Source organism: Butyrivibrio sp. TB (assembly GCF_900110805.1).
Taxonomy (GTDB): domain Bacteria; phylum Bacillota; class Clostridia; order Lachnospirales; family Lachnospiraceae; genus Butyrivibrio; species Butyrivibrio fibrisolvens_C.
In genome coordinates, this window is the sequence record NZ_FOER01000017.1 from 23,416 (window position 1) to 50,366 (window position 26,951).

The following is a 26,951-nucleotide window of genomic DNA, read 5'->3' on the forward strand; positions in this document are numbered from 1 at the left end:
GATCTTATACTCTTTTACTACTGTTACTCTTTGCTCTGTAGATAAATACAAGAATTCCTGAAATAAGTAATGCTACAACACACAAAATAATACTACCTATCTGATTGATCCTATAAATATCTGTGACAGATACATTCTCAATTTCATTGGCCTGCGGCGCTGATACATTGAATGTATACGTCTGTGTTGCTGTCTGATGCTCTATTCCATCTGAATCTACGTATGTAAAATAGAAATCAACACTTTGAGTACCTGCAACTGTGAAGATAAGGTACACATCGGCTGTTTCTACAGCATTACTTGTAAGTGCACCAAGTTCCTGATACTGAGGAACAATAGTACTTCCTGACATATGAAGTACTATATCACCAATAGATGTGTTACCGGAGTTATGGTATGTTACACCGATTCTGTTACCGGAACCTGTTGTAGCCTGTGTTGTAGCATCATAATTATCAACAACGACGATACCACTGTCTGATACAGGGATCATAACCTGGTTAATACTCTCATTGTGTGTATTAAAAGCATCTGCGTATGTAAGTTTAAGATATGCAAGAACTTCTGTAGCATTTATAGCTTCTGATGCTATAAGTCTTATAGATATATGCTTCTCTTCATTTTCTTTAAAATATCCAAGGTATCCAACTCCTGTCTTACCATATTCAACATAGATAAGATCTTCAGGCTGAGAAAATTCAACGGATGCATTACCTACTCGCTGAGTATAACTAGTATTCTTAACTGTGATATTTAAAGTAAAAACTTCTCCGGGAGTAACATACTCTTCTCCGTCTATGCTATATGAAGTTATCACTAATGTAGCATTATCAAGCGGCTCTGGTTCTATTGCCTTAGCATTTACACCTGCTACTGCAAATGAAACCACCAAGATCACAACAGCTGTCAGGAAAGTAATTACAGTCTTTTTTAAATCAATTGCCTTCATTATCTGTTTTCACCTTCCTTTGTTCCATTTTTGTTCTGAGTAAGAAGATCTATATCATTCTGAGTAAGATTGAAATTCTTAGGAGTAGACTTGAATTTTCTTCTACGTCTTACTGTCTTTCTAAGATTCTTCTCCTCAAAGTAGTTATAATCCTTAACATTCTTTCTATACTGATATTTATCCATTCTATTGGCAATTATTCCGCCATTCTTATTGGCATAATCAACTAAAGCCAGCTTTGCATCAAATATCTGCTTCTTAGTAGATATATTGATACCGCCAACAAGAACATATCTGTCTACAGAAGGTATAAGAACTTTTGCATCATTTACAATACTTATAGATGGGAGATCATATATGACAAAATCATAAGATGACTTGAAATCATCGCAAAGAGCTTCCATTTTCTCACTGCAAAGAAGTCTTACGGGTGTATTATATCTTTCACCTGATGCAATGTAGCTCAGATTCTCATATGTAGTATTACAAATAATATCTGATTCCTTTACATTATCTTCAGTAAGATATGTTGCAAGATCCATACCTGCAGGAGCGCTTATTCTTTTGAACTCATTTCCTTTTCTAAAATCACAATCTACGAAAAGAGTCTTCCAGCCAGCTTCTGATAAAGCTATAGCTATTCCAAGTGCTACAGTAGTAGTACCTACTCCGCTTCCAATACCTGTAAAAAGAAATGAACTTGCCTTATATTCACGCTTCATCTCATAGATGCCAACAACTATACGGTCAATAGCTTCATTTACGGCATAAGTTTCATTCCCGTACAACTCTAAAACTTTTTCTTCCATGCTTTTCCTTCCCCTGTGAGCTAAATGGTTATTGCCCACAATATTTCCATGTTACAAAAAACCTTATCTAATATATACAAATCTATTATTATGGTCAAGAAATCTTACAATGTTGAAAGCCAATTGACCAAAAAAATAACCGGCAGAGAAAATCTGCCGGTTATACAAAATCAAAATTATTATGATTAAAAAAAATTCCCAATAAAATAAATCCCCTCTTTAAATACATAGTGTCTCCCAAACACTACATCTCAACAATATGATATCCATCCGAACTAAATGCAAGCACCAATTCCTGAATAAGCTCATCATCACTTTCATATTTAGCAAGAGCTTTGTTCGACGGAGGATATATTTTTTTATTTCTCTTAAAATCATGCAAGCTAAGTAAATGGCTGATAACAAATCTGTCTTTTCTGATATAACGTACAAAAAAATAAATATCATGAGATATCAACCATCTGTACATTTCTTCTTTTGTGCTAATTTCCTTTTTGACATTTCTTTCAAAAAAAGCTAACAGCTTCTCATCATCCTCATTACAGAGAATAACATTAAATAAGGTGTTACCATATAAATACTTCTTGTTATACGACTCGTTCAATACGCACACACCCTTTCTGCGGGTATTACCACGAATTTTACTAACAGTCTTATTTTACCAAAAAAAGCATTTATTAAAAATATACATATTAGACAATTTTAAAATATTAATATAGCACAAAAACCTCTTGATTTTTTAGTTTGAGTATGTACGTTATTGCAATTTTCTTAAGTATAATGCACGAAAAGCAGTTATATCTTCAGCATTTATCACTGCTTAGAGCAGTTAGCATATTTGCCCACTTTCTTTTGGTCATTTTTAACCTCATGTCGCGAGCAAAGCGAGTGACTAATGGTTCAAATTGGTGGAGCTCGCGACACCAATTTGGGTTTGAAAGTGGAACACTTTCAAACTTAACTTAACGTCATAAGAAAAACAATTTGCCAGTAGTTCAAAATTAATTGAACTCGTAATATCAATTTAGCTTTAAGTAAGTATTTTCAAATTCAACCTCTTGTCACAAGCAAAATATGCGGCTAATAAGTTCCAATTTGTAAACAAGCTAAAAATAATATCTGGCTGTAATATGTTATTACAGATAACATTTATTGTATTTTTAAAATTATAATTGCACTTTTTATCAGATAATGTTATTGTAAATTATGTAATTTGTATCAGCAATTGTTATTTATGATAACATCTGATAAAAATCACAAGAATTTTCCAATTTATTATCAAAACTATTGAACAAGTTTAGTGGAGCTAATGTATATTTTAAATCATATGACTTATCTTTGAATAAGTCAGTAACACTTATCAGCTCCCCGAATTGGAGTAGCGAGCTCTGCCAATATCAAACAATAAAACACTCGCAGAAAGATGTGAAATAATTATGAAGAAAATATCCCAAGAAACACTGGCAAACACAATCATTACAAACCGCAAGTCACTTAACATGACTCAGGCACAGCTTTCAGAAGCCACAGGAATCAACCGCACAATGCTAAGTCACCTTGAATCCGGTGAATATATGCCTTCTATACCTCAGCTTGAAGCACTTTCTGAAACACTCAAATTCGATATTACAGATCTTTTCGAAGAAACAGATGACACAAACTCTCTTCCAAAAGCATCTCCCAAGAATATCGCAGTTGCAGGAACTGGATATGTAGGCCTTTCACTTGCCACTCTTCTGGCTCAGCACAACCACGTAACAGCTGTAGATATCATTCCTGAGAAAGTCGAGATGCTCAACAACAAGAAATCCCCTATCCAGGACGATTATATCGAGAAATATCTTGCAGAAAAAGAGCTTGATCTTACAGCTACAACAGATGGCGCTGCAGCTTACAAGGATGCTGATTTTGTCATAATCGCAGCACCAACCAACTATGATGCAAAGAAGAACTATTTTGACACGTCAGCTGTTGAGTCTGTAATCGAACTTGTAATGAGCGTAAATCCTAATGCTGTAATGGTGATCAAATCCACCATTCCTGTTGGTTACACAGTGTCTGTCAGAAAGAAATACAACACAGATAAGATCATATTCAGCCCTGAGTTCCTTCGTGAATCCAAAGCTTTGTACGATAATCTCTATCCTTCACGTATTATCGTAAGTACAGATTCTAATAACGCATCTCTTGATAAGGCAGCCCACGAATTTGCAGCACTCCTTCAGGAAGGCGCTATTAAAAAGAATATCGATACATTGTTCATGGGCTTTACAGAAGCAGAAGCTGTAAAACTTTTTGCTAATACATATCTTGCACTTAGAGTATCTTATTTCAACGAGCTTGATACCTATGCTGAATCCAAGGATCTCAATACAAAACAGATAATAAGCGGCGTATGCCTTGATCCTCGTATCGGAACTCATTATAACAATCCATCCTTTGGCTATGGTGGATATTGCCTCCCTAAGGATACCAAGCAGCTTCTTGCAAACTATCAGGACGTTCCTGAAAACCTTATAGAAGCTATCGTAGAATCAAACCGCACAAGAAAAGACTTCATCGCAGACAGAGTTCTCGATATCGCTGGAGCTTATGGTAACTCTGAGTCATTCTCAAAATCAAAAGAACATGAAGTAGTAGTTGGTGTATATAGACTTACAATGAAGTCTAATTCTGACAACTTCCGCCAGTCATCTATTCAGGGAATCATGAAGAGAATCAAGGCAAAAGGCGCTAAGGTTGTGATCTACGAACCAACTCTTGAAGATGGATCAACATTCTTTGGTAGTGAGGTTGTCAACGATCTTGATAAATTCAAGAAGATAAGCCATTCTATCATCGCTAATCGCTATAACAGCTGCCTTGATGATGTTAAAGATAAGGTTTATACAAGAGATTTGTTCCAGAGAGACTGATAATTATCGATAAAAAGCCTTGGCTACGGTAGCCAAGGCTTTTTATATATACTGCAACATACAAACTTACTTACTTCTCAGATAAAGAGCTATCGACAAAAGTCCTACAGTCTGCAGAGCATGGAATATAACGGATGTCCATACTATCCCCATAGTCCTGCCTGCAAGAGTTATAGTATTCATCTGCATTACTGCAAATGCCAGAACAAATGCTCCCATTAGAACAAGCGCAACTACCTTAAGATTTCTATCCTTTATAAATATACCTGTAGCAAATATAGCAATTATTATCGCCATCGTCATACCCATATATTTAAAACCATGTGTTACGTTATAAATAGCGATAAAATCAGCAGATGCCATATCTAATGCCGATAGGGACAACATAGTGATAAAACGCTGATACATGGCACCGCCCATCTCCTGTAACAGGCTCATTCCAACAAGAACAAAAGCCCATATCTGAAGAAGCTGGAATGTTGAATATGATGATAAAGTTGATACTCCTCCCGGATTAAACTCTTCTTGAAGTTTGGCCATCTCCAGGTAATCATCTTTAGAAACAACAGACCTTGCTCTGTTGAGCCTTCCATAAGCATTCGCAAATACAAGAAATGTAAGAAAAATCCTAATGCCTGCAACAATATTACCAGAGACAGCTATATCTCTATTGAGCATATCAGGAGACCCTATTATCAGCTTACCAAGAACAATCCTTACAACGCCCATTACCAAAGCTTCTGCAAAATTAACCGCCGCAGTCTGTATCAAAGCATCCGTTAAAACATGGTTCTTCTTGCTTATGTACACAGTTATATCCCCCATACGTCCTTATGTCTTATAATCTATTATAATACGTTATTATGTCATGAAGAAATCGTTATCCGGTAAAACTACAATAAAAAAATTCATTCCCGAAAACTAATTCAGAAATGAATTTTATCGCCATCACCTTATCCAGTGTACTGTCTCATTCACGTTTAACCAGATTACTGGTCGATGAACTTATCTTCATCGCCAAAGTTTTTGACAATGACTAGCAGATCCTTGGAAGTCCTTCTCCTTGTAGAATATCTAAAGAACGCTTTCCGCCTATCTTTGTTTTTAATATAACTTGCCCGGGAGCGTCTTCTTTTACTTCACCTATGATAGCAGCATCTTGACCGTATTTACTGTTTTTTATAACTTCCAGAGCTCTATCTGCATCCTCTCTATCAACAATAGCGATAAGTTTACCTTCATTGCCCATATACATAGGATCAAGTCCAAGAAGACCACAAAAGTCCCTGACAACCTGCTTTACAGGAATATCTTCATCCTTAACATAGAAAGTCTTGCCTGATGCAGTTGCAAGCTCCTTCATAACAGTTCCAAGGCCGCCTCTGGTAATATCTCGTAGCGTATGCACTTTAATATTCTCTATCAAAAGATTCCTGACCATCTCTACCAGTGGGGCATTATCACTGGTGACGTTGGTGTCAATTTCCATTCTCTCTGAAAGTATAGCTGCATGATGATCCCCCATTGTACCGGATACAATAATGACATCTCCGTCACATGCGTTAGCTGCCTTTATATCAACATTGTCAGAAACAATTCCTACTCCTGCAGTATTAATATAAAACTCTCCATCACCATTGACCACCTTGGTATCGCCTGCTACAATCTGTACTCCTGCTTCTCTTGCTGTCTCTGCCATAGAGTGAACAATCCTTTTTAGAAGGTCGATCTTAACTCCTTCTTCAAGAATAAATCCGCATGTGATGTACTTAGGGGCTGCCCCTCTCATGAGAAGATCATTGACAGTTCCGCATATACATAATCTGCCAATATCTCCGCCTTTAAACTCAGGAGGTGTTACGACAAAGCTGTCAGTAGTAATAGCAATCCTGCCACCCCCAGTCACAACCGCGCTATCTTCCATCTGGTCAAGCGTATCATTTCTAAATTCACTGGCAAATATTTCATTTATAAGTTCTGAAGTGGCACTTCCGCCGCTTCCATGTACCATTGTGATCACATCCTGTTGCATTTCATTTCCTCTTTTTTTATTTAAAAATTTGACTACTGAATCATTGTCTCACAGAATCTACAGCTAGTGCAGATTTTGGAAGGTACATACAATAAGGCACTACTAATTTTCAGTCATGTCTATTATTAGCATAGTAAGTAAAACATCCACCTTCTGTAGATACCATGCAGGCCCCCTGTGGCGTCATTGGAGTACAAACCTTACCATAAAGGGGGCATTCGTATGGCTTCTTTAAACCCATGAGTACCTTATCACAGCTGCACGCAGGGTTGATCTTCTTATCACTTACAAGATCATAGCTTCCTGCATCAAATCTCATATACTCTTTTTTTAGAACCATTCCTGAATTCTCAACAATCCCCATTCCGCGCCAGATAGCGTCTTTTTTCTCAAAAAAAGTATTAATAAGTTCCTGTGCCTTGAGATTCCCTTCTTCCTTAACAACTGACGGATAGAAATTCATGACTTTGCCCTGACCATATGCATTAACAATACCATACAAAGCTATTAGAATCTGTTCGCCGGAAAAACCTGCAACGCCAAAAGGAATCTGGTATTTAGATGCTATATTTTCAAAACAGTGTATTCCTGTTACGACAGATACATGCCCAGGTGCCAGAAAACCGTTAATAGGCGCTCCTTTATCACAAAGCCAGGTGATTACTTCCGGCATAGTCTTAAGAGCCGTAAGCAGTTTAACATTATCTATATGCTCTTCAATAAGAGTCTGCATTAGAAGTGCATAAACCGGCATAGTCGTTTCAAATCCAACAGCTGCAAATATAAAAGTGGTCTCCGGTTCACTTTGGGCCATCGCGACAATATCCATGGGACTATATACCATGGCAACTCTCCCGCCCTGTCCCTTGATAACAGACAGACTCTTACTAGATCCCGGAACTCTGATAAGATCACCAAATGTTACAACACAGGTACCCGGCTCCATAGCCAGTTCCAATAAACGGTCCACATACGAAGATGGTGTAACACATACAGGGCATCCTGGCCCTGATATCAGATGTATATTAGGAGAAAGAAGTCCCGGTATCCCATTTTTTGCAATTGCACCGGTATGGCTTCCGCATACTTCCATGATATTCATTTCAGGTCCGTCATAGGATCCCAGATAGTCAATAATCTTGTTTAAATCCATGATCAGATAGCTTCCAATTCCTTAAATAATCTCTCTATTTCTTCCGCTTCAGATTCAGATACCTTCTGCATTATGCATCCCGCATGAACCAGAACCCTGTCTCCTTTTTGTACATCAACAAGTCCTGTACGGGCATTAACTGTATTTCCATTAAAATCCACAGTCGCATCTTTATCTCTTACCTCAATTACTGTTCCCGGTAATGCTACGCACATATATGATCACTCCTTTAATCCTTTATTTCCAGCTTGCATCCTGATAGATACAGCTGTCCCAAAGCCAGTCCTCCATCGCCTGGCGGTACCAGCGAATTCTGATACAATGTATACTCTTTATCATTGCATATCATCTGTAAATCCTTATTAAGTATCCTATTTAAAAATGTGCCTCCACCAATAGCTATATTTTTATTCTTATAGCCGTAAAATCTTCCTATATTCTCTGCAACTTCTACAGCGGCCTTTGATAACGACTTATGAAACCCAAGAGAAAGATCCATAATATCTTCTCCTTCAAGAAGTTTATTACATATATCAGCTATCAGTCTGACACCATCCATGTAGAATATACCATTTTTTATAATATCAATAGAAAGAGGCGTCGCCATCTTAGCACCAGCAGCGCATATTTCAAGTTTGGATGCACACTCGCCTTCGTAGCTATTATAACAGCATACACCAAGAAGAGCACATACCGCATCAAATAAACGTCCCATCGAAGTTGACTCTATAGTATTAATATTATGGTCTAGAGCTGCGTCCAACAATTTAATATCAGGTGCACGGTGGTCCTTAAATACACTTTCTAGACGTTTGGCTAAGTCATCTATAATACCAGAATCAATATATCCTCTTAACTTTGCTTCATAAAGATAACAATATAAAGATTTGAGAGCATCTCTTGAACCATCATCGCCGCCTATCATCTTTACTGGAAGCAGGCTTCCTGAATGTCTGATTTTTACATTCCGCCTATGATCGCTGCCAGAATCCTTAGTGATATCACACCACCAGAATTCGCTTCCCCATATGCTATTGTCTTCTCCATATCCGGTGCCATCAAATGCTATTCCCACAAATCTTCCGGTCATATCATGCTCAGCTGCAACAGCCATAACATGTGACAAGTGATGCTGGTAATATCTTATTCTATCTTTGTCACCAGATAACTTAACAGCTTTTTTTGAAGATATATATGCAGGATGCTTGTCACAAACATACATTGTGGGCTTTATATCCAGCAAAGCTTCCATATGACCAATTGCATGATCATATGAAGCAGCTGCTTCATAATCATCCAGATCTCCAAAATGTGCTGACAGATATGCTTTATCACCCTTCCCCAGCGCAAATACAGACTTAAGATCTCCTCCAGCAGCAAAAGTCTCTTGTCGCAGTTCAAAAGGAAGATCCACCGGCCATGGCACAAGCCCTCTTGCACGCCTGATGATCTGGACTACGCCTGAATTGACCTGATATATAGAGTCATCAAGAGGTGTTAATATCTTCCTTTCATGAGTCAGCATAAAATCAGGTCCACCAGTTCCAAGATATGACTTCATGATATCAGGATCAGTGACTATTGGCTCACCGCCCCTGTTACCGCTTGTCATTACAAGAGGCCCTGTCTCTTGTAGTAAAAGAATCTGAAGAGGACTACAAGGAAGCATTGCTCCTACTCTGTCGCTTCCTGCCAGGACTTCGTCAGCAAATTCAGAAATCCCATCACACACCTTACTTTTATTAAGAAGAACGATCGGCCTTGGATTAGATTTTAAAAGTTCTTCTTCTTTTGGCGATACTTTGCAGTATTTTTTGATAGAATCAATATCCGGGAACATTACTGCAAATGGCTTAGCTTCACGGTTCTTCCATATCCTAAGCTTCTTAACCGGTTCCTTTAAAAAAGGTGAAAAAGTAAAATGAAATCCGCCGATATCAAGAACTGCACCAATCTTACCTTCTTTGATTCTTTCTATTGCTGTATATATGGCTTTATCATTAGAATATATTTCTTTATAATTAAAAGACCTCTCTGATATACCTTTATGCTTATCATGAAACATACTATTCGAATATAAATCATTACCAATAGTATGATCATAAGATTCTATGTTGCTTTCTAAATCATATTCAACATACTTAAGCTGAGGACCGCACCTATGACAAGATATAGTCTGTGCATGCCTTCTAATATTTCCCTTTTGTGTATACTCATAAGAACAATCCGGGCACATCCTAAATATATCCATTGTTGTAGTATCTCTGTCATAAGGAACAGTATGCATTATTGAAAATCTAGGGCCGCATGAAGTGCAGCTTATAAATGGATACCTGTATCGCCTGTTGTCCGGATCCAGAAGCTCTTTAGTACATGTATCACATATAGCAAGATCCGGCGGAAGAAGTCTTTCTGTGTCTATATGACTCCCGCTATCAGCGATCCTGAATGAACAATCACCGCTTATATAACCTTTGCACTCTATTTCAAACTCCGCTGCAGACATATCTTCAGTTACTATGCTGCTAATAACTGCACCTGCCGGAGCATTTATCTCTATACTTTTAGTAAACATATCTAAGCTATCATTATCAGCACTTGCTACAATGATAACTATACCACCGCAGTTTTTTACTATACCGCTTATATTAAGTTCTTCTGCGCATTCTGCAATAAATGGCCTAAATCCTATTCCTTGTACAAGGCCCTTTACTGTGATACGTACACATTTTTTTTCAACCATATCAATTAAAATCATGGGGAATGGCAAGGCCATTCCCCAGTAGTATAATCACATTGTTAACCTTATGTCACGAGCAAAGAAAGTGACTAATTGTTCACTTTGCAGTATTAGCTGTATTATTAGCTTGTGTAGCTACAACCGGCTTTTCAGGTTCCGGTGGTCTGTCATAATGTGCTACATTTTTCTCAGGTCCGGGTGTCTGATAACCTGCTTCCATATGGAGACATTTCTTAGGGCACTTCTGAGTACAATATCCGCACTGGATGCAGTCAAATCTGTTGATCTCCCATGTACGTGCTACTCTGTCAACCTTTATTGCACCTGAAGGACAGTTAATCGCACACAGTGTACATGATATACACTTCTCGATTTCAATTTCTATATGTCCGCGGCTTCCTTCAGGATATGCCGCAGGCTCAAATGGATACTTGGTAGTAACCGGCTTTTTGAAGAGGTTACTAAGCATCGATTTTTTAAAAGTCATAATACTCATTATGTAAATCCTCCTTCAATCAGCGTTCTGTACAAGAGATACATGGATCAATACTTACTACAAGAGGGCCAACATCAGAATAATCTGCGCCCTTAAGCATCTCACAAAGAGGTGCGATATTAGCAAAAGTGGGGGTGCGGATTCTCATACGATCAAGAATCTTAGTCCCATTACCTTTGACATAATATATTGCCTCTCCTCTTGGCTGCTCTATTCTCATGAAATATTCGCCCTTAGGGAATCCTACAACCTTTGTTTCAAGTTCTCCCTCAGGAATCTTGGCAAAAGCCTGACGAATTAGATCAATACTCTGAAACAGCTCATTTATACGAACTTCAAGTCTTGCATAGCAGTCGCAATCATTGGACACGATAGGCTCAAAATCAAGATCACCATATGCACAATATCCTGTAAGACGGATATCATTCTTGATACCGCATGCTCTTGCAAACGGTCCTACTGCACCAAGGTCATGTGCTTTTTGCGTTGTAAGAACACCTACTCCCTTTGACCTGGACTGCACCGAATAGTCGTTTAAGAATACTTTTGCTATATTTTTAATTTCTTTTTCAACAACATTCATCTGATCAAGGATGAATTTCTGCTGATCAGCATTTATGTCACGAAGAACGCCGCCGACCTTATTAACTGAGAAAATAAGTCTTCCACCACATGTCATCTCATGAATATCAAGGATCTTCTCACGGATTCTCCACGCTTCATAGAAAAGTGACTCAAATCCAAATGCATCTGCAGCAAGTCCAAGCCATAATAGATGTGAATGAAGTCTCCCAAGCTCTGCCCATATTGTACGAAGGTACTTGGCCCTTGTCGGAACTTCTACATTCATGATATGTTCTATTGCTTCAACATAACCAAGACCATGTCCAAATGAGCAGATACCGCAGGTACGCTCTGCAATATACATCATTTCATTAAAGTCTTTTTTCTCAGCAAGTCCTTCAAGACCTCTGTGAATAAATCCTATATTTGGTATAGCCTCTTCAACTACTTCATCTTCGATAACAAGATCAAGGTGAAGTGGCTCCGGAAGTACCGGATGCTGGGGGCCAAATGGAACTACACTTTTCTTACCCATTATTTCTGACCTCCTTCATTATTATTGGCAGGAGCATTTGCAGCTGCAGCCTTGGCCGCAAGGGCCTTGGCTTTTGCCTCTGCTATTGCTCTTTGTTTAGCTTCCTCGGCAGCTTTTGCCTCCTCTTCTGCCTTTCTGGCAGCTTCTATGGCAGCTTTTTTCTCTTCTTCTATACGCTTTTTCTCATCTTCCTCAGCCTTTTCCTTCTTTTCTAGAGCGCCCGGAGGAAGCATGGGAGCTTCTTTCTCAATACGATAGAACTTACCATGATAGTTAACATCGATCATCTCAATATTAACGTCAAAAAGCTCTGCCATCTCATTTTCATAGAAAACAGCATATGGATAGATCTTACAGATACTTGGTACCTGTTCAAAAACTTCTATAACTACGCGAAGTATTGAGTACTGATATGTATCATCATCTGCAAAAGAATAGCTAAGCTCATACTTTTCATTAACATAAGCAACACATATCTGTGACAGACGAAGACCTGCCTCTTTTTTCTTCATAACCTCGAACAGGAGCTTATCTACAGGGATAGTCTCATGAATCTGTTCTGGATTCATAACATTGATCATATGTTTGCTCCCTTCTGATTTTTAACAAGTTCATCATGTTCATCGGAACGCTTCTGGAACAGGGCTACAGCCTGTATGATTCCGTCTATAATAGACTGTGGTCTTGCAGCACATCCCGGAACATATATATCTACAGGAATAACAGTATCTGCGCCGCCCAGAATATTGTATGTATCTTTGAATACACCACCTGTACATGCACATACACCAACTGCTACGACTACCTTAGGTCGTGGCATCTGATCGTAGAGCTGCTTAACAACAGGTGCATTCTGCGCATTAATACCTCCTGTGATTAAGAAAATATCTGCCTGCATAGGATCACCTGTATTCACAACACCAAGTCTCTCCGCATCATATACAGGTGTCAGCGAAGCCAGAACTTCTATATCACATCCATTACAGCTCGATCCATCATAGTGGAGGAGCCAAGGGGATCTTTTTATATTCATCTCATGTGTCCTTTCTTACATCAGCCGATCAGCATCAGAACCATCAGATTAACGCCACCGGCCAGAAGAGTTACAAACCAGCTAAGTTTCAACATATCCTGCCACTTCATACGTGCAGACGAATTGTCTATAAGGATCTCAAGAAAATAAGTTGCAAGTATTACTACTACAGCTACCAGATAGCTGATAGGATTCTTGTTGATTATAAACAGAGCTTCTACAGACAGCATAAGGATAGTCTCATACCACTCTGTGATCTGGAAGTAGGCAAGATTCTTAGCACCCATTTCTGTAGTAAGACCCTTAACCAGTTCCTGATGCGGGTGGTGAGATTGTGCGCTGTCAAAAGGGGACTTACGCATCTTAATTGTAAGAATAAATACAAAAGCCACAAAAAATCCCGGCATTTTAATAATTGCACTAGTATCCTGATTTATAATCTCATCAATCTCGAAAGATCCGGTTGTAAGATAAAAACCTACAGCTGCAAGGAGAACAGCAGGCTCATATGCCATATCCTGTACAAGCTCGCGAAGACCTCCCATAGTACTCATAGGAGATCCTGTAACTGTAGCTGCAAAGTATATAAATACTGCAGCAGACGACAGTACGAAGAAGATCATAAGAAGATCAACACCAGCATAGAACATACAGCCAGTCATTATAGTAAGAAGAAGATATGACATTATCAAAAATGACTGTGATCTGTCTACAACGATTATCTGCTTTTTGAAAAGCTTGATCACATCAAATAAAGGCTGTCTTATTGGAGGTCCCACACGTCTTTGCATTCTAGCAGAGATCTTGCGGTCAAATCCTTCAAGGATCGCACCGATAAACGGAGCCACTATTATATAACAAAGAACAGGTATTATTTTTGTCATAAGATTGCACCTCCGAGTGTACGGGAAATTATCATACTAAGCATAATGATAAGCACTGCCGCTGTAATAGCCATACTCGGTATCATAAGCTTACGCTGTCCGCATACATTCTTAAAATAAAGATTAGAAAGAACAAGTTCTCTATCTGCTCCCATAGAACCAACAAATGCATCATTTTTGCCTGTATTGATACCATTCATATAAGAAAGCTTTTGATTTGCACGAAGCTTCTTATCATGAATATATGCCAGAATAGGAACTGCAAAGAAAAAGCATATTAATATAATAAGTATATAAAGAACATTGTTGCCTATAACCTGCTTGGATTCACCGAACATCTCAACAAGAAGAGGATCCACATATGTTGATGAAAGAAGCGGGAACAACACGCAAAGGGCTATCATAAGAATTGCATGTATTGTAAGTGAGATCATCTCATTTTTCTTGGTGATATCTCTTACTACAGGCTTGTTTGTATGTGCTATAAGCTTACCAAGCCACTTGGTCCAGTAAAAAGATGTTGTAGCAGAACCAAAGCAGATAAAGAATACCAGCATGATATTTCTTTCATCTACAGATGCCTTAAGAGCAGCCCATTTGGAGATTAGCATACCAAACGGTGCAAGGAACATACCACATATTCCTATGAACATGAAAACAGCAAGTACAGGAAGTCTGTATAAAAGACCATGCATATTCTCTACATCACGGCTATGAAGAGAGTTCTCTGTAGCACCTATATCCTGGAACAGAAGTGACTTTGATATAGCATGGAATATCATAAGAAAGCATCCTGCCCATATAGTCTCAGGTCTTCCTACACCAGCGCAGGCAACCATAAGACCAAGGTTAGAAATTGTAGACATGGCAAGAACCTTCTTACCGTCACTTTGCGCAATTGCCATTATTGATGCTGAAAGGAATGTAAAACCACCAATAAATGAGATCATAGTTCCTGTCAGTGTTCCTGACATCGCAGGAGCAAGACGGAAAAGAACATAAATTCCGGCTTTAACCATTGTTGCTGAGTGAAGAAGTGCAGATGAAGGTGTAGGTGCAACCATGGCTCCCAAAAGCCATTTTGAAAATGGAAGCTGAGCAGCTTTAGTAAGAGCTGCAAACGCAATAAGAGCAACACCTATGATCGCTGCCTTGGAATATGAATCTCCGTGTACCTGCGCAAGCTCTACCATAGCCTTAAGAGATACAGTATGCTCCTCAATAGCAAAATATATAATTCCAACAGTAAGTGCACATCCACCTAACAGGTTGATCCACAATGCTCTAAAAGAATTAAATATCGCTTCCTCTTCCTGCGTATATCCAATAAGAAGGAAGGAACATATACTTGTTGTCTCCCAGAACATTTCGATCCACATAAGGCTTTGTGATAAAACAAATCCAAACATAGCTCCCAAGAAGATAAACAGTATCATAAAGAAATAGTATCTTCTGTCCGGGATATTCGTGTGATAATGCTGATAACCATGCATATATCCAACAGCATAGATTATGATTAGTGAACCTATGATTCCGATGATTATACACATAAGGATTGATAGATGATCTACGCGAATATGCGCGATTCCATCTACATCAAACTTCGGCCCGAAGAACTCAAGCCATATGATTGCAAATGTCGGAATTATTGACATAAGACTGATCCATGGACGCTTGTACTTAAAACTAAGAAAAGTAGCTACGCACATGAGAACCAGATCAGCAGTAAATATCAGCTTGTCAACATCCCTGGTATGTACATAAAATTCCTGCGGTTCAAATCCAGAAAGCCCCCATTGAACAACAAGAAGTCCTACCGTGATCATTATGATAACGGCACTTACATAGGCAATTGCATTTCTTATCTTATTAATTCTGATACAATACATGAAAACAGAGATAATAAGCGGAAAGCAAATAAGAAATGGTATTTCCCACATATTTGTAAATTCCTCCTGATATTATGATTGCATAAAAAAAGCGCAAGAATATAAGTACATATCGGCTGAGCCAATGCCTAAATCGTCTCATAAGCTACGCCTTTAAATAAGCCACATTATAATATACATCGAAACTCGTTCCAATTCTAGTTAAAAGTTTCACAAAATATATGGCAAATCTCTATGATATGTGCTAAAGTTAGTTCGATTATTTTAGCTATTTTTACTTAGTCGAATTTACTAATGTTTTAGGGCGCAAGACATCCGGGGGATGTCTGCTTTGCGCCGACCGAAGTGGAACGTAGATGTGAAAGTTTCGAAGAAACAGACAATCTATTAGTCATAAGGTGTCAAAAGGAACTTTTGACACCTACCTCATTAATATATGGAGTTTTCATACTCCGGAAAGAATACTATCATGCATGAAATGAGTTATATAATGCGCCTTGCCAAAATGGCGATAGATACTGCTACTAGCAATAATGCAAAATCTGTAGAATCAGTCTCTATACAAGTCGGCGAAATGACAGGCCTTATTCCTGAATATCTAAAACGTTATTATCCTAAAGCTGTCCAGGGAACTATACTTGAAGGTTCTATGCTCCAAATAGAGTATCTTCCGGTACTCGTTAGATGCAGAAACTGCAGTTGTGAATATCATCCAGACAGAAGCAATGAATATCTGTGCCCTTCCTGCCGTAGTAGCGGAAGTGATCTTCTAAAAGGCAGAGAATTTCTTATCAAAAATATTGTTATAAATGACTAAATTAACATGCAGCAATTAATGAGCCTTAAAATATTATATCTAAAGCATTTTCTGCCAACAAACCCATTACAAAATTAATGTCAATTATTAAAAAAGCATAAATTCACCATATTAACTCCAGCCCTTCAAAGTGCTAAAGTCTATATTATATTTAATCAAAGAAATAGCACAAATATTATATATTTTGGGATAACAGATTCTTAAAAGCATAATATTTCTTATTTATAAATCGTTAGGGTGCAAGGGAGCATATATGGGAACAAATGCATATCTCGACGAGGTCTTAAGAAGATATTCAAGTTCTTTTGATCTTTACAGAGATTATTCCATTTACGGCGAAAAGTATCCGGCATACGGATACTTTTTTTCATTAGGAGAAAAATACGTTCTTAAAAAAGAGGCTAATCTCTGGTCCATTCGGGCTTATGAGCATGTCCTTTTCTGTCAGACAGATACTCTTACCACAGAATACATAGATCATCTTCATAAAGTAATGGAGGATCATATGGAGCCTGAACTTGTAAGAAAAGGCCGGAAATATCCTGAAAAAGATCATATGATCTCATACCTGACAATAGTTGTGATATCTAAAAACACTCCAGACAAAGAGACTATCAAAAATATAAAAAAGTTTCGTTTTGATAAAGGTTATCTTTTTAATTTCAGGGGCCATAGCGAAGGCGGTTTTTTATGTGCATGTCTTGATTCCAAAGAAGTATATACCAATTACAGTGGACGAAGACTAAGGAAAATGTTTGAAGACGTTTTTAGATTCCTTGAAAAAAAGGCTTCCTAAGGCCTACATATCTTTTTTGCATAAAGATGGTCTTATAGCCGGATAGGCCATAACAGATCATAAACAAAAACAGCTCATTAAACCACTCTTACTGCAGACTGGTTTATATACAGTATCAGGTTAGTCTATGATTTCTTCCTGATACCAATTCAATCAAAATCATAAGGAGGAGATAGTATTATGAATGCAGCAGTATTATTAATTGTCAGCATAGCTATTCTTGCATGTGGATATGTATTCTACGGCGGATGGCTTGCTAAGCAGTGGGGCGTTGATCCTAAGAGGAAGACTCCTGCTCACGAACTTGAGGATGGTATGGATTATGTTCCTGCCAAAACCCCGGTTCTTATGGGACATCACTTTTCTTCTATAGCAGGAGCAGGTCCTATCAACGGACCTATTCAGGCCGCAGTATTTGGCTGGGTTCCTGTTCTTTTATGGGTACTCATCGGAGGTATTTTCTTTGGCGGGGTTCATGATTTCGGAGCTTTGTTTGCATCCCTTCGAAACAAGGGTCAGTCTATCGGCGAGATCATCGACAACTCTATGGGCAAGAAGTCCAAAAGGCTTTTCCTTACATTTGGATATCTTACACTTCTTTTAGTAGTAGCAGCATTTGCTTCTATCGTAGCAAGTACTTTTGGTACAACAACAGCAGCCGGAGCAGCTGTAGAAGGTGCAACTCTTGCAGCTAATGAATCTACTGCAATGATTTCATTCCTTTTCATCGCTCTTGCAATTGTATTTGGATTCTTCGTTTATAGAAAAAATGCACCAATCGGTATCGCATCAGTTTTTGGTGTACTTGGAATAGTAGCTATAGTTGCTATAGGTCTTAAGTTCCATCCTATCGCACTGTCCTACAACACATGGATGATCGTTATCGGAGCTTATATCCTTGTTGCTTCTGTAACACCTGTATGGATCCTTCTTCAGCCAAGAGATTACCTTAGCTCATTCCTTCTCTACTTCATGATAGCTGCAGGTGTTGTCGCAGTAATCGGCGCAGTGGTTACAGGTAATGGTAATTTCTCAGTTCCTGCATTTGGCGATGCCGCCCTTAAAGGAACAGGCGTATTTACTACAGGTACTATGTTCCCTGCACTTTTTGTTACAATCGCCTGCGGTGCTATTTCAGGATTCCATTCACTTGTTTCTTCAGGAACAACAGCCAAGCAGCTTGATAATGAAAAAGATGCAAGGCCTGTAGCTTTCGGTTCTATGCTTATTGAATGTGTTGTAGCAGTTATCTCTCTTTGCGCAATAGGTTTTGTATGGGTGTCTGCATCAGATGGTACATATGCATCTCCTACACAGGTATTTGCAGGCGGTCTTTCAGCTATGATCGGATCTTTTGCAGGTGAGGGCGCACAGAATGTTATGTATCAGATGCTCATCCTTGCAGTTTCTGTATTCTGCCTTACATCACTTGATACAGCAACAAGACTTGCAAGATATATGCTTCAGGAATTCGTACTTGAAAACGGACAGAGCTACAAGGATGCCAAGGGTGTAGGTCGTATCGTTGGTAATCCTATCGTTGCAACAGCTATCACAGTAGTACTTGGCGTAGCACTTGGTCTTACAGGATATACCAAGATCTGGCCACTTTTTGGAGCAGCTAACCAGCTTCTTGCAGCACTTGGACTTATCGCAGTATGCACATGGCTTGGACAGGTTGGCAAGAACAACAAGATGTTCTTTGTACCTATGGTATTCATGCTTGTTGTAACTATCGTATCTCTTGTTCAGACTATCATCGCTAAGATAAATGCATTTTCACAGACACAGGATGTTTGGGCTATAATCCAGGCTACTATCGCAGTTCTTCTTGTAGTTCTTTCACTGGTACTTGCAAAGACAGCCTTTACAACGCTTATGGCTCAGAGAAAGAATAAAGCTAAAAAAGATAATGCAGCATGATATATCCGTGTATATAATATGATCCATCCTTAAAATATAAGCCGCCCGTAGTTTATTATAGCTTCGGGCGGCTTATATTTTATCTAACAAAACTTCCCACTTGGACGGTGCAGTATGAATTATCTAATCAATCCTTATACACATCATAGTCAGATCATCAAATTGCTTTTCATCACCGACAAAGGCATTTACATCTTCTATAACATGTCCGATCAGAGCTTTCGGATCTAGGTTCGGCTCTTTGTTCAATGATTCAAGAAGTCTTTTGCTTCCAAACATTTTCTTATCTTTATCAGTTGCTTCTACAACTCCGTCTGTATATACAAGGATCGTATCGCCTTTTTCAAGCTCTATCTCATAATCCTTATACTTGACGCCTTCCATTCCTCCCAGAATTATTCCATGCGGATCCTTGAATATATCGAATCTGTCACCTTTTTTAATGAAGGGGTATTCATGACCTGCGCTTGAAGCTACTAACTTTTTTTCTTTAATCGAGAGTATTCCAAACCATACTGTTACGAACATTCCTTCTTTATTATTGGAACATATCTGTTCGTTGGCCTTCATAAGGGTCTTAGAAGGGCTAAGGCCCGCTATGGCAAGGTTCTTGATTATTATCTTACATGCCATCATGAATAGGGCTGCAGGGACTCCCTTACCTGATACATCCGCGATCACAAGTCCCAAGTGATCTTCATCTATAAGGAAGAAATCATAGAAATCACCGCCAACTTCCTTAGCCGCTTTGGCTGATGCAAATATCTCGAATTCATCTCTGCCTGGGAAAGGATCTGTAGCATCCGGAAGCATCGCTGCCTGTATAGCAGAAGCAGTATCCAGCTCTATCCTTATCCTTTCCTGCTCTCTTGTTACTGTATCAAGATTTTTAATATAGCTGTTTATTTCTTGCTCCATCTTCTGCATTGACGATAGCAGATCATTGGCTTCTGTAATCCTGGAACATGGTATATCCCCAAACACAAGCTTTACATTATCTTCATGCTTTAGAGATCTTTCTTCATAGCCTTCTGCGTACTTTTCTGCAAGATCAGATATATGCATTATGGGCTTTACCATATTTTTTTTGATAAAATATGCTATTAGTAAACATACAACTATAGCCAGAATAATGGCTGCAAGGGTGCTACTTATGATAAAGCTTATGAACCTGTCATTAATCTTACTTGTCGGAATATCTGCCGTAAGATATGCGTACACCCCGGCAGACTTGTCAGCATATATAAGCACCCCATCTGTTCGAAGTATACCAAAATATTTCGAACGGGAATAAAAGCCTTTAAACAGTTTGGTCTTTTTGTCAAAATTCTTGGAAGAGACCTCAAACATCTCACCGCAAGGAATAGCCGCCACATCTCTGGCATCCATGACATAAATTCCGTATTCCCTTTCAGGATACATTATAACAAAGTCAATCTCAGTAGCTTCAGTCCCTTTTCTTAAATCTTCCAGGAACCTCTGCATCTTGATGTAATCTTCTTCTTCAGGAACCGCCTTGTAGTGATTAAGATATGAATCAAGGTCATTGTTGTAAGCATTAAGCGGGTCATCTACGCTACTTAAGATACTATCGCATTCATCAACAAACCTCTTTATAAGCTCGTTGTCAAGCTGGGTAGCCGCTTCTCCCGTGATAGCTCTTGCCACATCATCGTATACCTCTGTGATCTGACGATAAAAAAACAAATAGCTAACTGCAAGGATAAGCCCGCCCAAAATGATAGCGTTAAAAGCTATCATCTTCACAACAAAATCCGTAAGTCTTACACTTCTTATCTTCTTATCACCCATGTCAGTCTTCATATAACCAATAATATCCCTTAAAAGTGATAGGCCACTAGAACAAGCCTTCATGTAAATTTTATCACGTTTATATATTATCAGTAAATTAGCTTTCAGGCACAAAAAAGTCCTCCGGAACTTATGATCATCTCATATGTTCTGAAGGACTTATTATTATCTGTTATCTATATAGGCTACTATATCTTTTATATACAGCTACTTATATCGCAATAAAATAGTATTCAGGATAAGACTCAATGATTGATGCCCTTGATCAGATCTCTGATATCTCCTATGCTCTTTTCCTTGACATACATGGGTGTATATGCTCTGAGCCACTTTCCATAAGCGTCAACAGTCATCTTCCTTGGAAGCGATACGCCAAGCTTCTTATGGATCATGATAGCGTCTTTTAACTGATTTGCGGTTGCCTGCATACGTGCCTCCTTTTCCGGAATTTAAATCCCTAGATACATAGCTGTTAACAAAATTCCCCCACACGCATTTTGTTATTGCCTATTCCCTAAACTAAAATCTTATTTATTTATAAAAGACTTAAGGGGAGCGTGTGCAAAGATGTTATCGGCAACCATATCAGAAAACTTTATATCTATTTTTTATTTTTGTAAAAAAAATTCTCAATATGCTTTTCTAATACCATTCAAAGGTCATTATCTTTATGCACATAGATTGTCCTACACCGTGTAGATCCAAGTTTTTTTACACCCCCTGCATGACTAACGTTATCTTAATGAGTATCTGTCTTATCCTGTCCTTTTTTATCCATATTCTGTTTATTATTCCGTTTGTTTGTTATAAAATATAGTTAACTGATTATCTTAATTAAACATATTTTTTAGATTATGACATAAGGGGCAAAAGAACTTTTGACGCATCCCTTATATCATGAGGTAGGTGTCAAAAGTTCCTTTTGACACCTTATGACTAACGGATTGTTCCGTTTCTACGAAACTCTCACAATCCTAAAACATTCGCAAATCCGCACTACGTGCTACTTTGCTCATGTTTTGCGGGTCATAAATTCATATTCGATTTCGAGCAAGCTCGAATCGAAATGACTTTTGACCCTTACGTCATATCATTAGTATGTTATTATTTCAATAAAAATACCATTCAGGGAGGTTACCATGCAAAAAGAAGAATTCAGAAAACATTTAGATCAGCTTATAGCTCAATCAGTAATGAACCAGTCTTCAGATCCTATGCATCGTAGTGACTGGATCAAGATCAGAGAATCACTTCAAGATGCGCTCAATGCGCTTAACGAACTTGATTCCTAATTCGTTAAACCTTCCCAATTGAACAAGTCGACATTCCCAAAGTCTTTACAGGGGCAGGCAGTATAATAATCTTCGCATAAAAGCTTTATTAAAAAAACACCACCGGCTAACCGGTGGTGTTTTCTATCAAAAATTATTTCTTGTTAACGGCATCCTTAAGAGCCTTACCAGCCTTGAACTTAGGAGCTACAGAAGCAGGAATCTTGATTGTAGCGCCAGTCTGAGGATTCTTACCGTTTCTAGCTGCTCTCTTAACTGTCTCAAATGTTCCGAAGCCAACAAGCTGAACCTTGTCCTTCTTCTTCAGAGCCTTTGTTACTGTGTCAACGAAAGCCTTTACTGCTGCGTCGGAGTCCTTCTTAGAAAGACCAGTTTCCTTTGCAATTGCATCAACTAATTCACTCTTGTTCATTTTGTTTTCCTCCACTTTTGGATTTTATTGTATGAACTGTACTTAGTTGGACTTGCCAACAAAGTTATTTTACCGCTATTCTACGTAATTTACAACATAAAAATGCGTTATTTTCTAACTTTTTTGAATTTTTTTCTCTCAAATCCTCATATTCAGTGATTTTTATAGTTCATGTGGCCTATTTTACTGATTATTATGTACCTTTTTCTTCTATACCTTATCATTTCAATACTTTTTTATATTTTAGTAAAACAAGCTTTGTACTTTACATACTAAAGCTTTACAAGCATTTCATTCATTAACTTGTGGACAATCAGGGTGTATCATGCTGACTTATAGGGTGTTATATTTTTGCAAGTGCAAATTTTTAAATCAATCATCTTCCAGTTCGTCCTGGAGTATAAAGCATTTTATGGATTCTATTAGGGATTTTAAATGATACTTCAAGATAAATACCGCATCATTATAATCATGATACTCGTATTTGATGACATCAAGAAGCGGATAGACGTATTCTTCTGTTTCTTCTATATATTCAATGACCTTCTGTCTTGAAAAAGAACTGGACATCGTAGACACATTATTAACCCTGTCTAAGGCTTTAACTATAGCTGCAGTGCTATCTTTTGCTATTCCGGCAAAATACTCTTCCTTGGACTGGCCTTTACGCTTTGTGAGCGTATCAACACAATCTCTTATTTCCTGAGGAAATGGAAGCTCTGACGGATCTACATTACAGTCTTCACATATATCATGAAGCATTGTTACGGCCAGCACCTTATCATCTTTTATTCCAAGAGCATGAGCCTGACAAGCCATCATCAGAGGATGGATGATATAAGGAATCTGCGCCTTTTTATTGAACTTATTCGCCTTTCTCATTTCCCCGCGATGCTTCTTTATAGAATATTCAAGAGCCAAATCCAGATTTTCAAGATGCTCTGTTTTTGCCGCCTTTTTAAGACGCTTATACATATTGTTTTCAGAAAAGATCTTATCTTTAACTTCCATATAAACACATATCTCCTCATTAAGAATCAACTGTGCTCTATTAGTATATCATACATGTTCTTTTTTTCGTCATCTTTCTATATATTATTAATGTTTTTTCCGATATATCTGATGGAGTTTTTTAACGCTTTTTAGTTTTATTCATTCTTGGATCTTAATTACAGTATTCGTCCTTATGAGGCAATATAATGAACCGTAAACAGACCGATTTTTTTTCTAGCCACAAACTTTATATCCTTTTTATCTTTACAACACTCCTTATTACTATTGTTGGACTGTTTATAGATAATTTTAGTTTACGTTTTTTCACTAAAGATGCACTGATTTTTACCAAAGGCTGGACTGTTACTGTCGACCACAATGTCCCTGAACTTGCCGACCTTAACGATTACAGCTTCGAGTGTTCCGCCTATAAGACTAATATAAGCTTAAAAAATACAATACCAGCCGGTATCCCAAAATTCTCCACCATCAGTATGCCACTTGATCTTAGCACTATTGATGTTTATATTTCTAATAAGCTTGTATATTCTTACGGATCAGAACTATACAACAAAGGTTTGATGGTTGGCAGCGGTCTTCATTTTATAACTCTGCCTACAAACTGCTCAGGTGAGAATATCCTCATTGTAATACGACCATCCGAAGACGGAGCATTTACAAGGCTCAATAATATCCAGATCATTGATACCAATGACGTATACTCCCTTTTTATCAAACAACAGATTGCCAGGTTTTTCGTCTCTGTTTTTTTATTTACATTCGGTCTTCTTCTTATTTTAGTAGGAATTAGCATTTCTATTTATGCAAGAAGATTGAATGTTCTTATTTCTGTTGGTCTGTTATCTGTCTCCATCGGCTTGTGGGCGCTAACTTCTTCAAAGACCAATCAGGTTCTCCAGCCGGATTTTGCTGTCAACAGTATTATCGAATATATGACCTTATTCTTTGCGCCTTTTGCTTTCCTTTTGTATATTACTTCCTTTTATGCTTCTATGAATAAGCCTCTGAGACTATATTATTTATATTGCGTTATAAGTATGGGAATTTTTAATATCGTTGCTGCGATCCTTCATTTTACCAATATAGTGCACCTGTCAAGAAGCCTCTATATCTTTTACTTTGTATGTATGCCCATAATACCCTTCATCATAATCTTAGCGCTTAAACCAAACAATAGTTCCAATGATAATAACAAGAAGATATTTTCTATAGGCAGCTCTATCATAATCATTACCTCCATACTTGATATGATAAGACATATCATTATGAAATATATATTTGTAGATTTATCTTATGATGTTGGTTCTCTTATTCCTTATGGAACATTCTTTTTCCTGATAACACTAATAATTGGTTACGATCTGCAGATCTATAAGACCATGTCTATTGAATTTGAAAAAAGAACTTTTGAAAAGCTCGCCTATACTGATGCTCTGACACGGCTTGGTAACAGAGCCAAGGCTGACAATGATATCCTCGATTATGAAAAAAACAATAAGGATTACATTATAATATCTTTTGATATGAATGGATTAAAAAAGGTTAATGACACTTTAGGCCATGATCTCGGAGATAAGCTCCTTGTAACATTTGGTGAGATATTAAATGAAGTATTTGGTGAAATAGGAAATATTTACCGCTTTGGCGGAGATGAATACATGGTTCTTTTAGATGATACATATTTTGAGCATATTCCATTATGCATTACAAGGCTTATATCCCTTGAAGAATCCAGATCCAAGGATTTCCCGTTCGAAATAGATACATCATATGGAATCGCAAGAAGTAAAGAATTAAAAGACAGTAGCCAGTCTTCCGTATATAAACTGGCTGATAATAGGATGTATGAAATGAAGATAGCCACTAAAAAGCAAAGAGACTGATGATTACTATCGACTTTTCGGGTCAATAACTCAGGTTCCTATTTATTTCTACCCTTTTTGTCCATTAAAAAAGTTATGTTATCATATTTTTGACCCATTTGGTCTATACCCTAAATGTCCATAAAATAAACTTATGGACATTTAGGGTTCTTGTTTTTAGCTATTTTCAAACCCGCATAAATACTGCATTCTATATTTACTTATGGACAAAAAGGGTGTCTTTATTATGGACTTTTTGGGTGTTGCATTTATAAAAATATATAAATAGATCCTTATTTTCTAAAGATTTATCCTGCTTTTAATCTACTTCTGGACATTTAGGGTGTGCATATAAACCTTTTTTATCCAGTATAAATCACTATTTCATCAAACTTATGGACAAAAAGGGTGTTTTATTTAATGGACTTTTTGGGTGTACCCTTTTTGTCCATATCTTTCACATAACTTTTAAGATAATTTACTTTATAGTGCCTTATCAATATGGTCTTCTATCCGAAAATAGCCACTTTTAGAGGCTTTAAAGATGTTTTGAACATATAAATAATAGTTATCTATAAAATACTGATCCTGCATAATTGCAGCTATACTACCTCTTAATGCTTTAATTATAAACTTTACATTTTTTGTACATAATAAAGTATTGTTAAACCTTTATAATATGTTTTATATAGATAACTTCTGACATTAAGGGTAATATCATACCCCCGAAATGTCAGAAGTTCTATAAAGAATTTATTTAATGGACAATTAGGGTGTCCAATAATAAAAGCTAGAACCTTGATTATTACTAGGTTTAAAGAACTTCTGGACTATTTGGGTCATCATCAAGGTTGTTGTTTATTTATTTTTTTGTTTATAACAACAAGTTATTTTATTAATTAATAACAGCTCTAAACAGCGTAATTACTGGATTTCTTATGCTTTATAGTGGACAAAACGGGTGCTATATCTGACTATTAGGGTTTTAGATATGGACGAATAGAGATTAATTCATGGACAAAAA

At 37.6% G+C, this 26,951-nt stretch carries 24 protein-coding genes; 6 read left to right on the forward strand and 18 right to left on the reverse strand.

Annotation, left to right across the window (positions count from 1 at the left end; translation table 11 throughout):
- Positions 1-4: 4 nt before the first annotated feature.
- The 3 genes from BMX21_RS11950 to BMX21_RS11960 all read right to left on the reverse strand — a co-directional run bounded on the left by BMX21_RS11950 (position 5) and on the right by BMX21_RS11960 (position 2,362).
- On the reverse strand, positions 5-949 hold the full coding sequence (locus BMX21_RS11950) for a COG1361 family protein (protein WP_092044676.1): 945 nt from the start codon (positions 947-949) through the stop codon (positions 5-7).
- Complete coding sequence (locus tag BMX21_RS11955) at positions 949-1,758, reverse strand: CpsD/CapB family tyrosine-protein kinase (RefSeq protein WP_092044678.1); 810 nt, start codon at positions 1,756-1,758, stop codon at positions 949-951. Before BMX21_RS11955 ends, BMX21_RS11950 begins: the two co-directional genes overlap by 1 nt.
- A gap of 244 nt (positions 1,759-2,002) precedes the next feature.
- Positions 2,003-2,362 carry a hypothetical protein gene (locus BMX21_RS11960; protein ID WP_092044681.1) on the reverse strand — a complete coding sequence of 120 codons (360 nt, stop codon included), beginning with the start codon at positions 2,360-2,362 and terminating at the stop codon, positions 2,003-2,005.
- Positions 2,363-3,194: 832 nt separating this feature from the next.
- Here BMX21_RS11960 and BMX21_RS11965 point away from each other — a divergent pair.
- Positions 3,195-4,673, forward strand: coding sequence for a nucleotide sugar dehydrogenase (locus tag BMX21_RS11965; RefSeq protein WP_092044683.1), 1,479 nt, complete (start codon positions 3,195-3,197; stop codon positions 4,671-4,673).
- A 66-nt stretch (positions 4,674-4,739) separates the two neighbouring features.
- Here the strand turns inward: BMX21_RS11965 and BMX21_RS11970 are convergent, their stop codons facing one another.
- The 11 genes from BMX21_RS11970 to BMX21_RS12020 form a co-directional block, all read right to left on the reverse strand.
- Positions 4,740-5,498, reverse strand: a complete 759-nt coding sequence (locus BMX21_RS11970; protein ID WP_092044686.1) for a hypothetical protein — start codon at positions 5,496-5,498, stop codon at positions 4,740-4,742.
- Positions 5,499-5,709: 211 nt separating this feature from the next.
- Positions 5,710-6,705 carry a hydrogenase expression/formation protein HypE gene (hypE, locus tag BMX21_RS11975; protein ID WP_092044689.1) on the reverse strand — a complete coding sequence of 332 codons (996 nt, stop codon included), beginning with the start codon at positions 6,703-6,705 and terminating at the stop codon, positions 5,710-5,712.
- A gap of 109 nt (positions 6,706-6,814) precedes the next feature.
- Complete coding sequence (gene hypD / locus BMX21_RS11980) at positions 6,815-7,858, reverse strand: hydrogenase formation protein HypD (protein ID WP_092044692.1); 1,044 nt, start codon at positions 7,856-7,858, stop codon at positions 6,815-6,817.
- A gap of 2 nt (positions 7,859-7,860) precedes the next feature.
- Complete coding sequence (locus BMX21_RS11985; RefSeq protein ID WP_022755638.1) at positions 7,861-8,073, reverse strand: HypC/HybG/HupF family hydrogenase formation chaperone; 213 nt, start codon at positions 8,071-8,073, stop codon at positions 7,861-7,863.
- A 14-nt stretch (positions 8,074-8,087) separates the two neighbouring features.
- Positions 8,088-10,601, reverse strand: a complete 2,514-nt coding sequence (locus tag BMX21_RS11990) for a carbamoyltransferase HypF (protein WP_177174027.1) — start codon at positions 10,599-10,601, stop codon at positions 8,088-8,090.
- Positions 10,602-10,695: 94 nt separating this feature from the next.
- On the reverse strand, positions 10,696-11,094 hold the full coding sequence (locus tag BMX21_RS11995) for a 4Fe-4S dicluster domain-containing protein (protein ID WP_022755636.1): 399 nt from the start codon (positions 11,092-11,094) through the stop codon (positions 10,696-10,698).
- A 19-nt stretch (positions 11,095-11,113) separates the two neighbouring features.
- Entirely contained in the window at positions 11,114-12,193 is a 1,080-nt protein-coding gene (locus BMX21_RS12000) for a hydrogenase large subunit (RefSeq protein WP_092044698.1), read from the reverse strand.
- Entirely contained in the window at positions 12,193-12,774 is a 582-nt protein-coding gene (locus tag BMX21_RS12005) for an NADH-quinone oxidoreductase subunit C (protein ID WP_092044701.1), read from the reverse strand. Before BMX21_RS12005 ends, BMX21_RS12000 begins: the two co-directional genes overlap by 1 nt.
- A complete protein-coding gene (locus tag BMX21_RS12010; RefSeq protein ID WP_027206262.1) occupies positions 12,771-13,226 on the reverse strand; it encodes an NADH-quinone oxidoreductase subunit B family protein in 456 nt (151 codons plus the stop codon). Before BMX21_RS12010 ends, BMX21_RS12005 begins: the two co-directional genes overlap by 4 nt.
- 20 nt (positions 13,227-13,246) lie before the next feature.
- On the reverse strand, positions 13,247-14,110 hold the full coding sequence (locus BMX21_RS12015) for a respiratory chain complex I subunit 1 family protein (protein WP_092044704.1): 864 nt from the start codon (positions 14,108-14,110) through the stop codon (positions 13,247-13,249).
- The gene (locus tag BMX21_RS12020) at positions 14,107-16,050 is read right to left on the reverse strand and encodes an NADH-quinone oxidoreductase subunit 5 family protein (RefSeq protein WP_022755631.1); all 1,944 of its coding nucleotides are present in this window, start codon (positions 16,048-16,050) and stop codon (positions 14,107-14,109) included. Before BMX21_RS12020 ends, BMX21_RS12015 begins: the two co-directional genes overlap by 4 nt.
- A gap of 418 nt (positions 16,051-16,468) precedes the next feature.
- On the opposite strand from BMX21_RS12020, the gene BMX21_RS12025 reads away from it, so the two are divergent.
- The 3 genes from BMX21_RS12025 (at position 16,469) to BMX21_RS12035 (ending at position 19,535) form a co-directional block, all read left to right on the forward strand.
- Positions 16,469-16,816: a hydrogenase maturation nickel metallochaperone HypA/HybF gene (locus BMX21_RS12025; RefSeq protein WP_027217613.1), complete on the forward strand. Its 348-nt coding sequence runs from the start codon at positions 16,469-16,471 to the stop codon at positions 16,814-16,816.
- Positions 16,817-17,069: 253 nt separating this feature from the next.
- Complete coding sequence (locus BMX21_RS12030) at positions 17,070-17,612, forward strand: DUF8052 family protein (RefSeq protein WP_022755629.1); 543 nt, start codon at positions 17,070-17,072, stop codon at positions 17,610-17,612.
- A 180-nt stretch (positions 17,613-17,792) separates the two neighbouring features.
- On the forward strand, positions 17,793-19,535 hold the full coding sequence (locus BMX21_RS12035) for a carbon starvation CstA family protein (RefSeq protein ID WP_092044707.1): 1,743 nt from the start codon (positions 17,793-17,795) through the stop codon (positions 19,533-19,535).
- A gap of 123 nt (positions 19,536-19,658) precedes the next feature.
- On the opposite strand, the gene BMX21_RS12040 is transcribed toward BMX21_RS12035, so the two are convergent.
- Positions 19,659-21,359 (reverse strand): SpoIIE family protein phosphatase, encoded by a 1,701-nt coding sequence (locus BMX21_RS12040; RefSeq protein ID WP_177174028.1) that lies wholly within the window; start codon positions 21,357-21,359, stop codon positions 19,659-19,661.
- Positions 21,360-21,592: 233 nt separating this feature from the next.
- A complete protein-coding gene (locus BMX21_RS12045) occupies positions 21,593-21,775 on the reverse strand; it encodes a hypothetical protein (protein WP_022755626.1) in 183 nt (60 codons plus the stop codon).
- Between the two features lie 711 nt (positions 21,776-22,486).
- Between BMX21_RS12045 and BMX21_RS19390 the strand changes: the two genes are divergently transcribed.
- The gene (locus BMX21_RS19390; protein WP_177174029.1) at positions 22,487-22,639 is read left to right on the forward strand and encodes a hypothetical protein; all 153 of its coding nucleotides are present in this window, start codon (positions 22,487-22,489) and stop codon (positions 22,637-22,639) included.
- Between the two features lie 133 nt (positions 22,640-22,772).
- Here BMX21_RS19390 and BMX21_RS12050 read toward each other — a convergent pair whose 3' ends face one another.
- Together BMX21_RS12050 and BMX21_RS12055 are read right to left on the reverse strand one after the other, a co-directional pair.
- Positions 22,773-23,066: an HU family DNA-binding protein gene (locus tag BMX21_RS12050; RefSeq protein WP_278246678.1), complete on the reverse strand. Its 294-nt coding sequence runs from the start codon at positions 23,064-23,066 to the stop codon at positions 22,773-22,775.
- Between the two features lie 357 nt (positions 23,067-23,423).
- On the reverse strand, positions 23,424-24,062 hold the full coding sequence (locus BMX21_RS12055) for a bifunctional (p)ppGpp synthetase/guanosine-3',5'-bis(diphosphate) 3'-pyrophosphohydrolase (protein WP_092044713.1): 639 nt from the start codon (positions 24,060-24,062) through the stop codon (positions 23,424-23,426).
- A 188-nt stretch (positions 24,063-24,250) separates the two neighbouring features.
- On the opposite strand from BMX21_RS12055, the gene BMX21_RS12060 reads away from it, so the two are divergent.
- Positions 24,251-25,948 carry a sensor domain-containing diguanylate cyclase gene (locus BMX21_RS12060; RefSeq protein WP_092044716.1) on the forward strand — a complete coding sequence of 566 codons (1,698 nt, stop codon included), beginning with the start codon at positions 24,251-24,253 and terminating at the stop codon, positions 25,946-25,948.
- Positions 25,949-26,951: the final 1,003 nt, after the last annotated feature.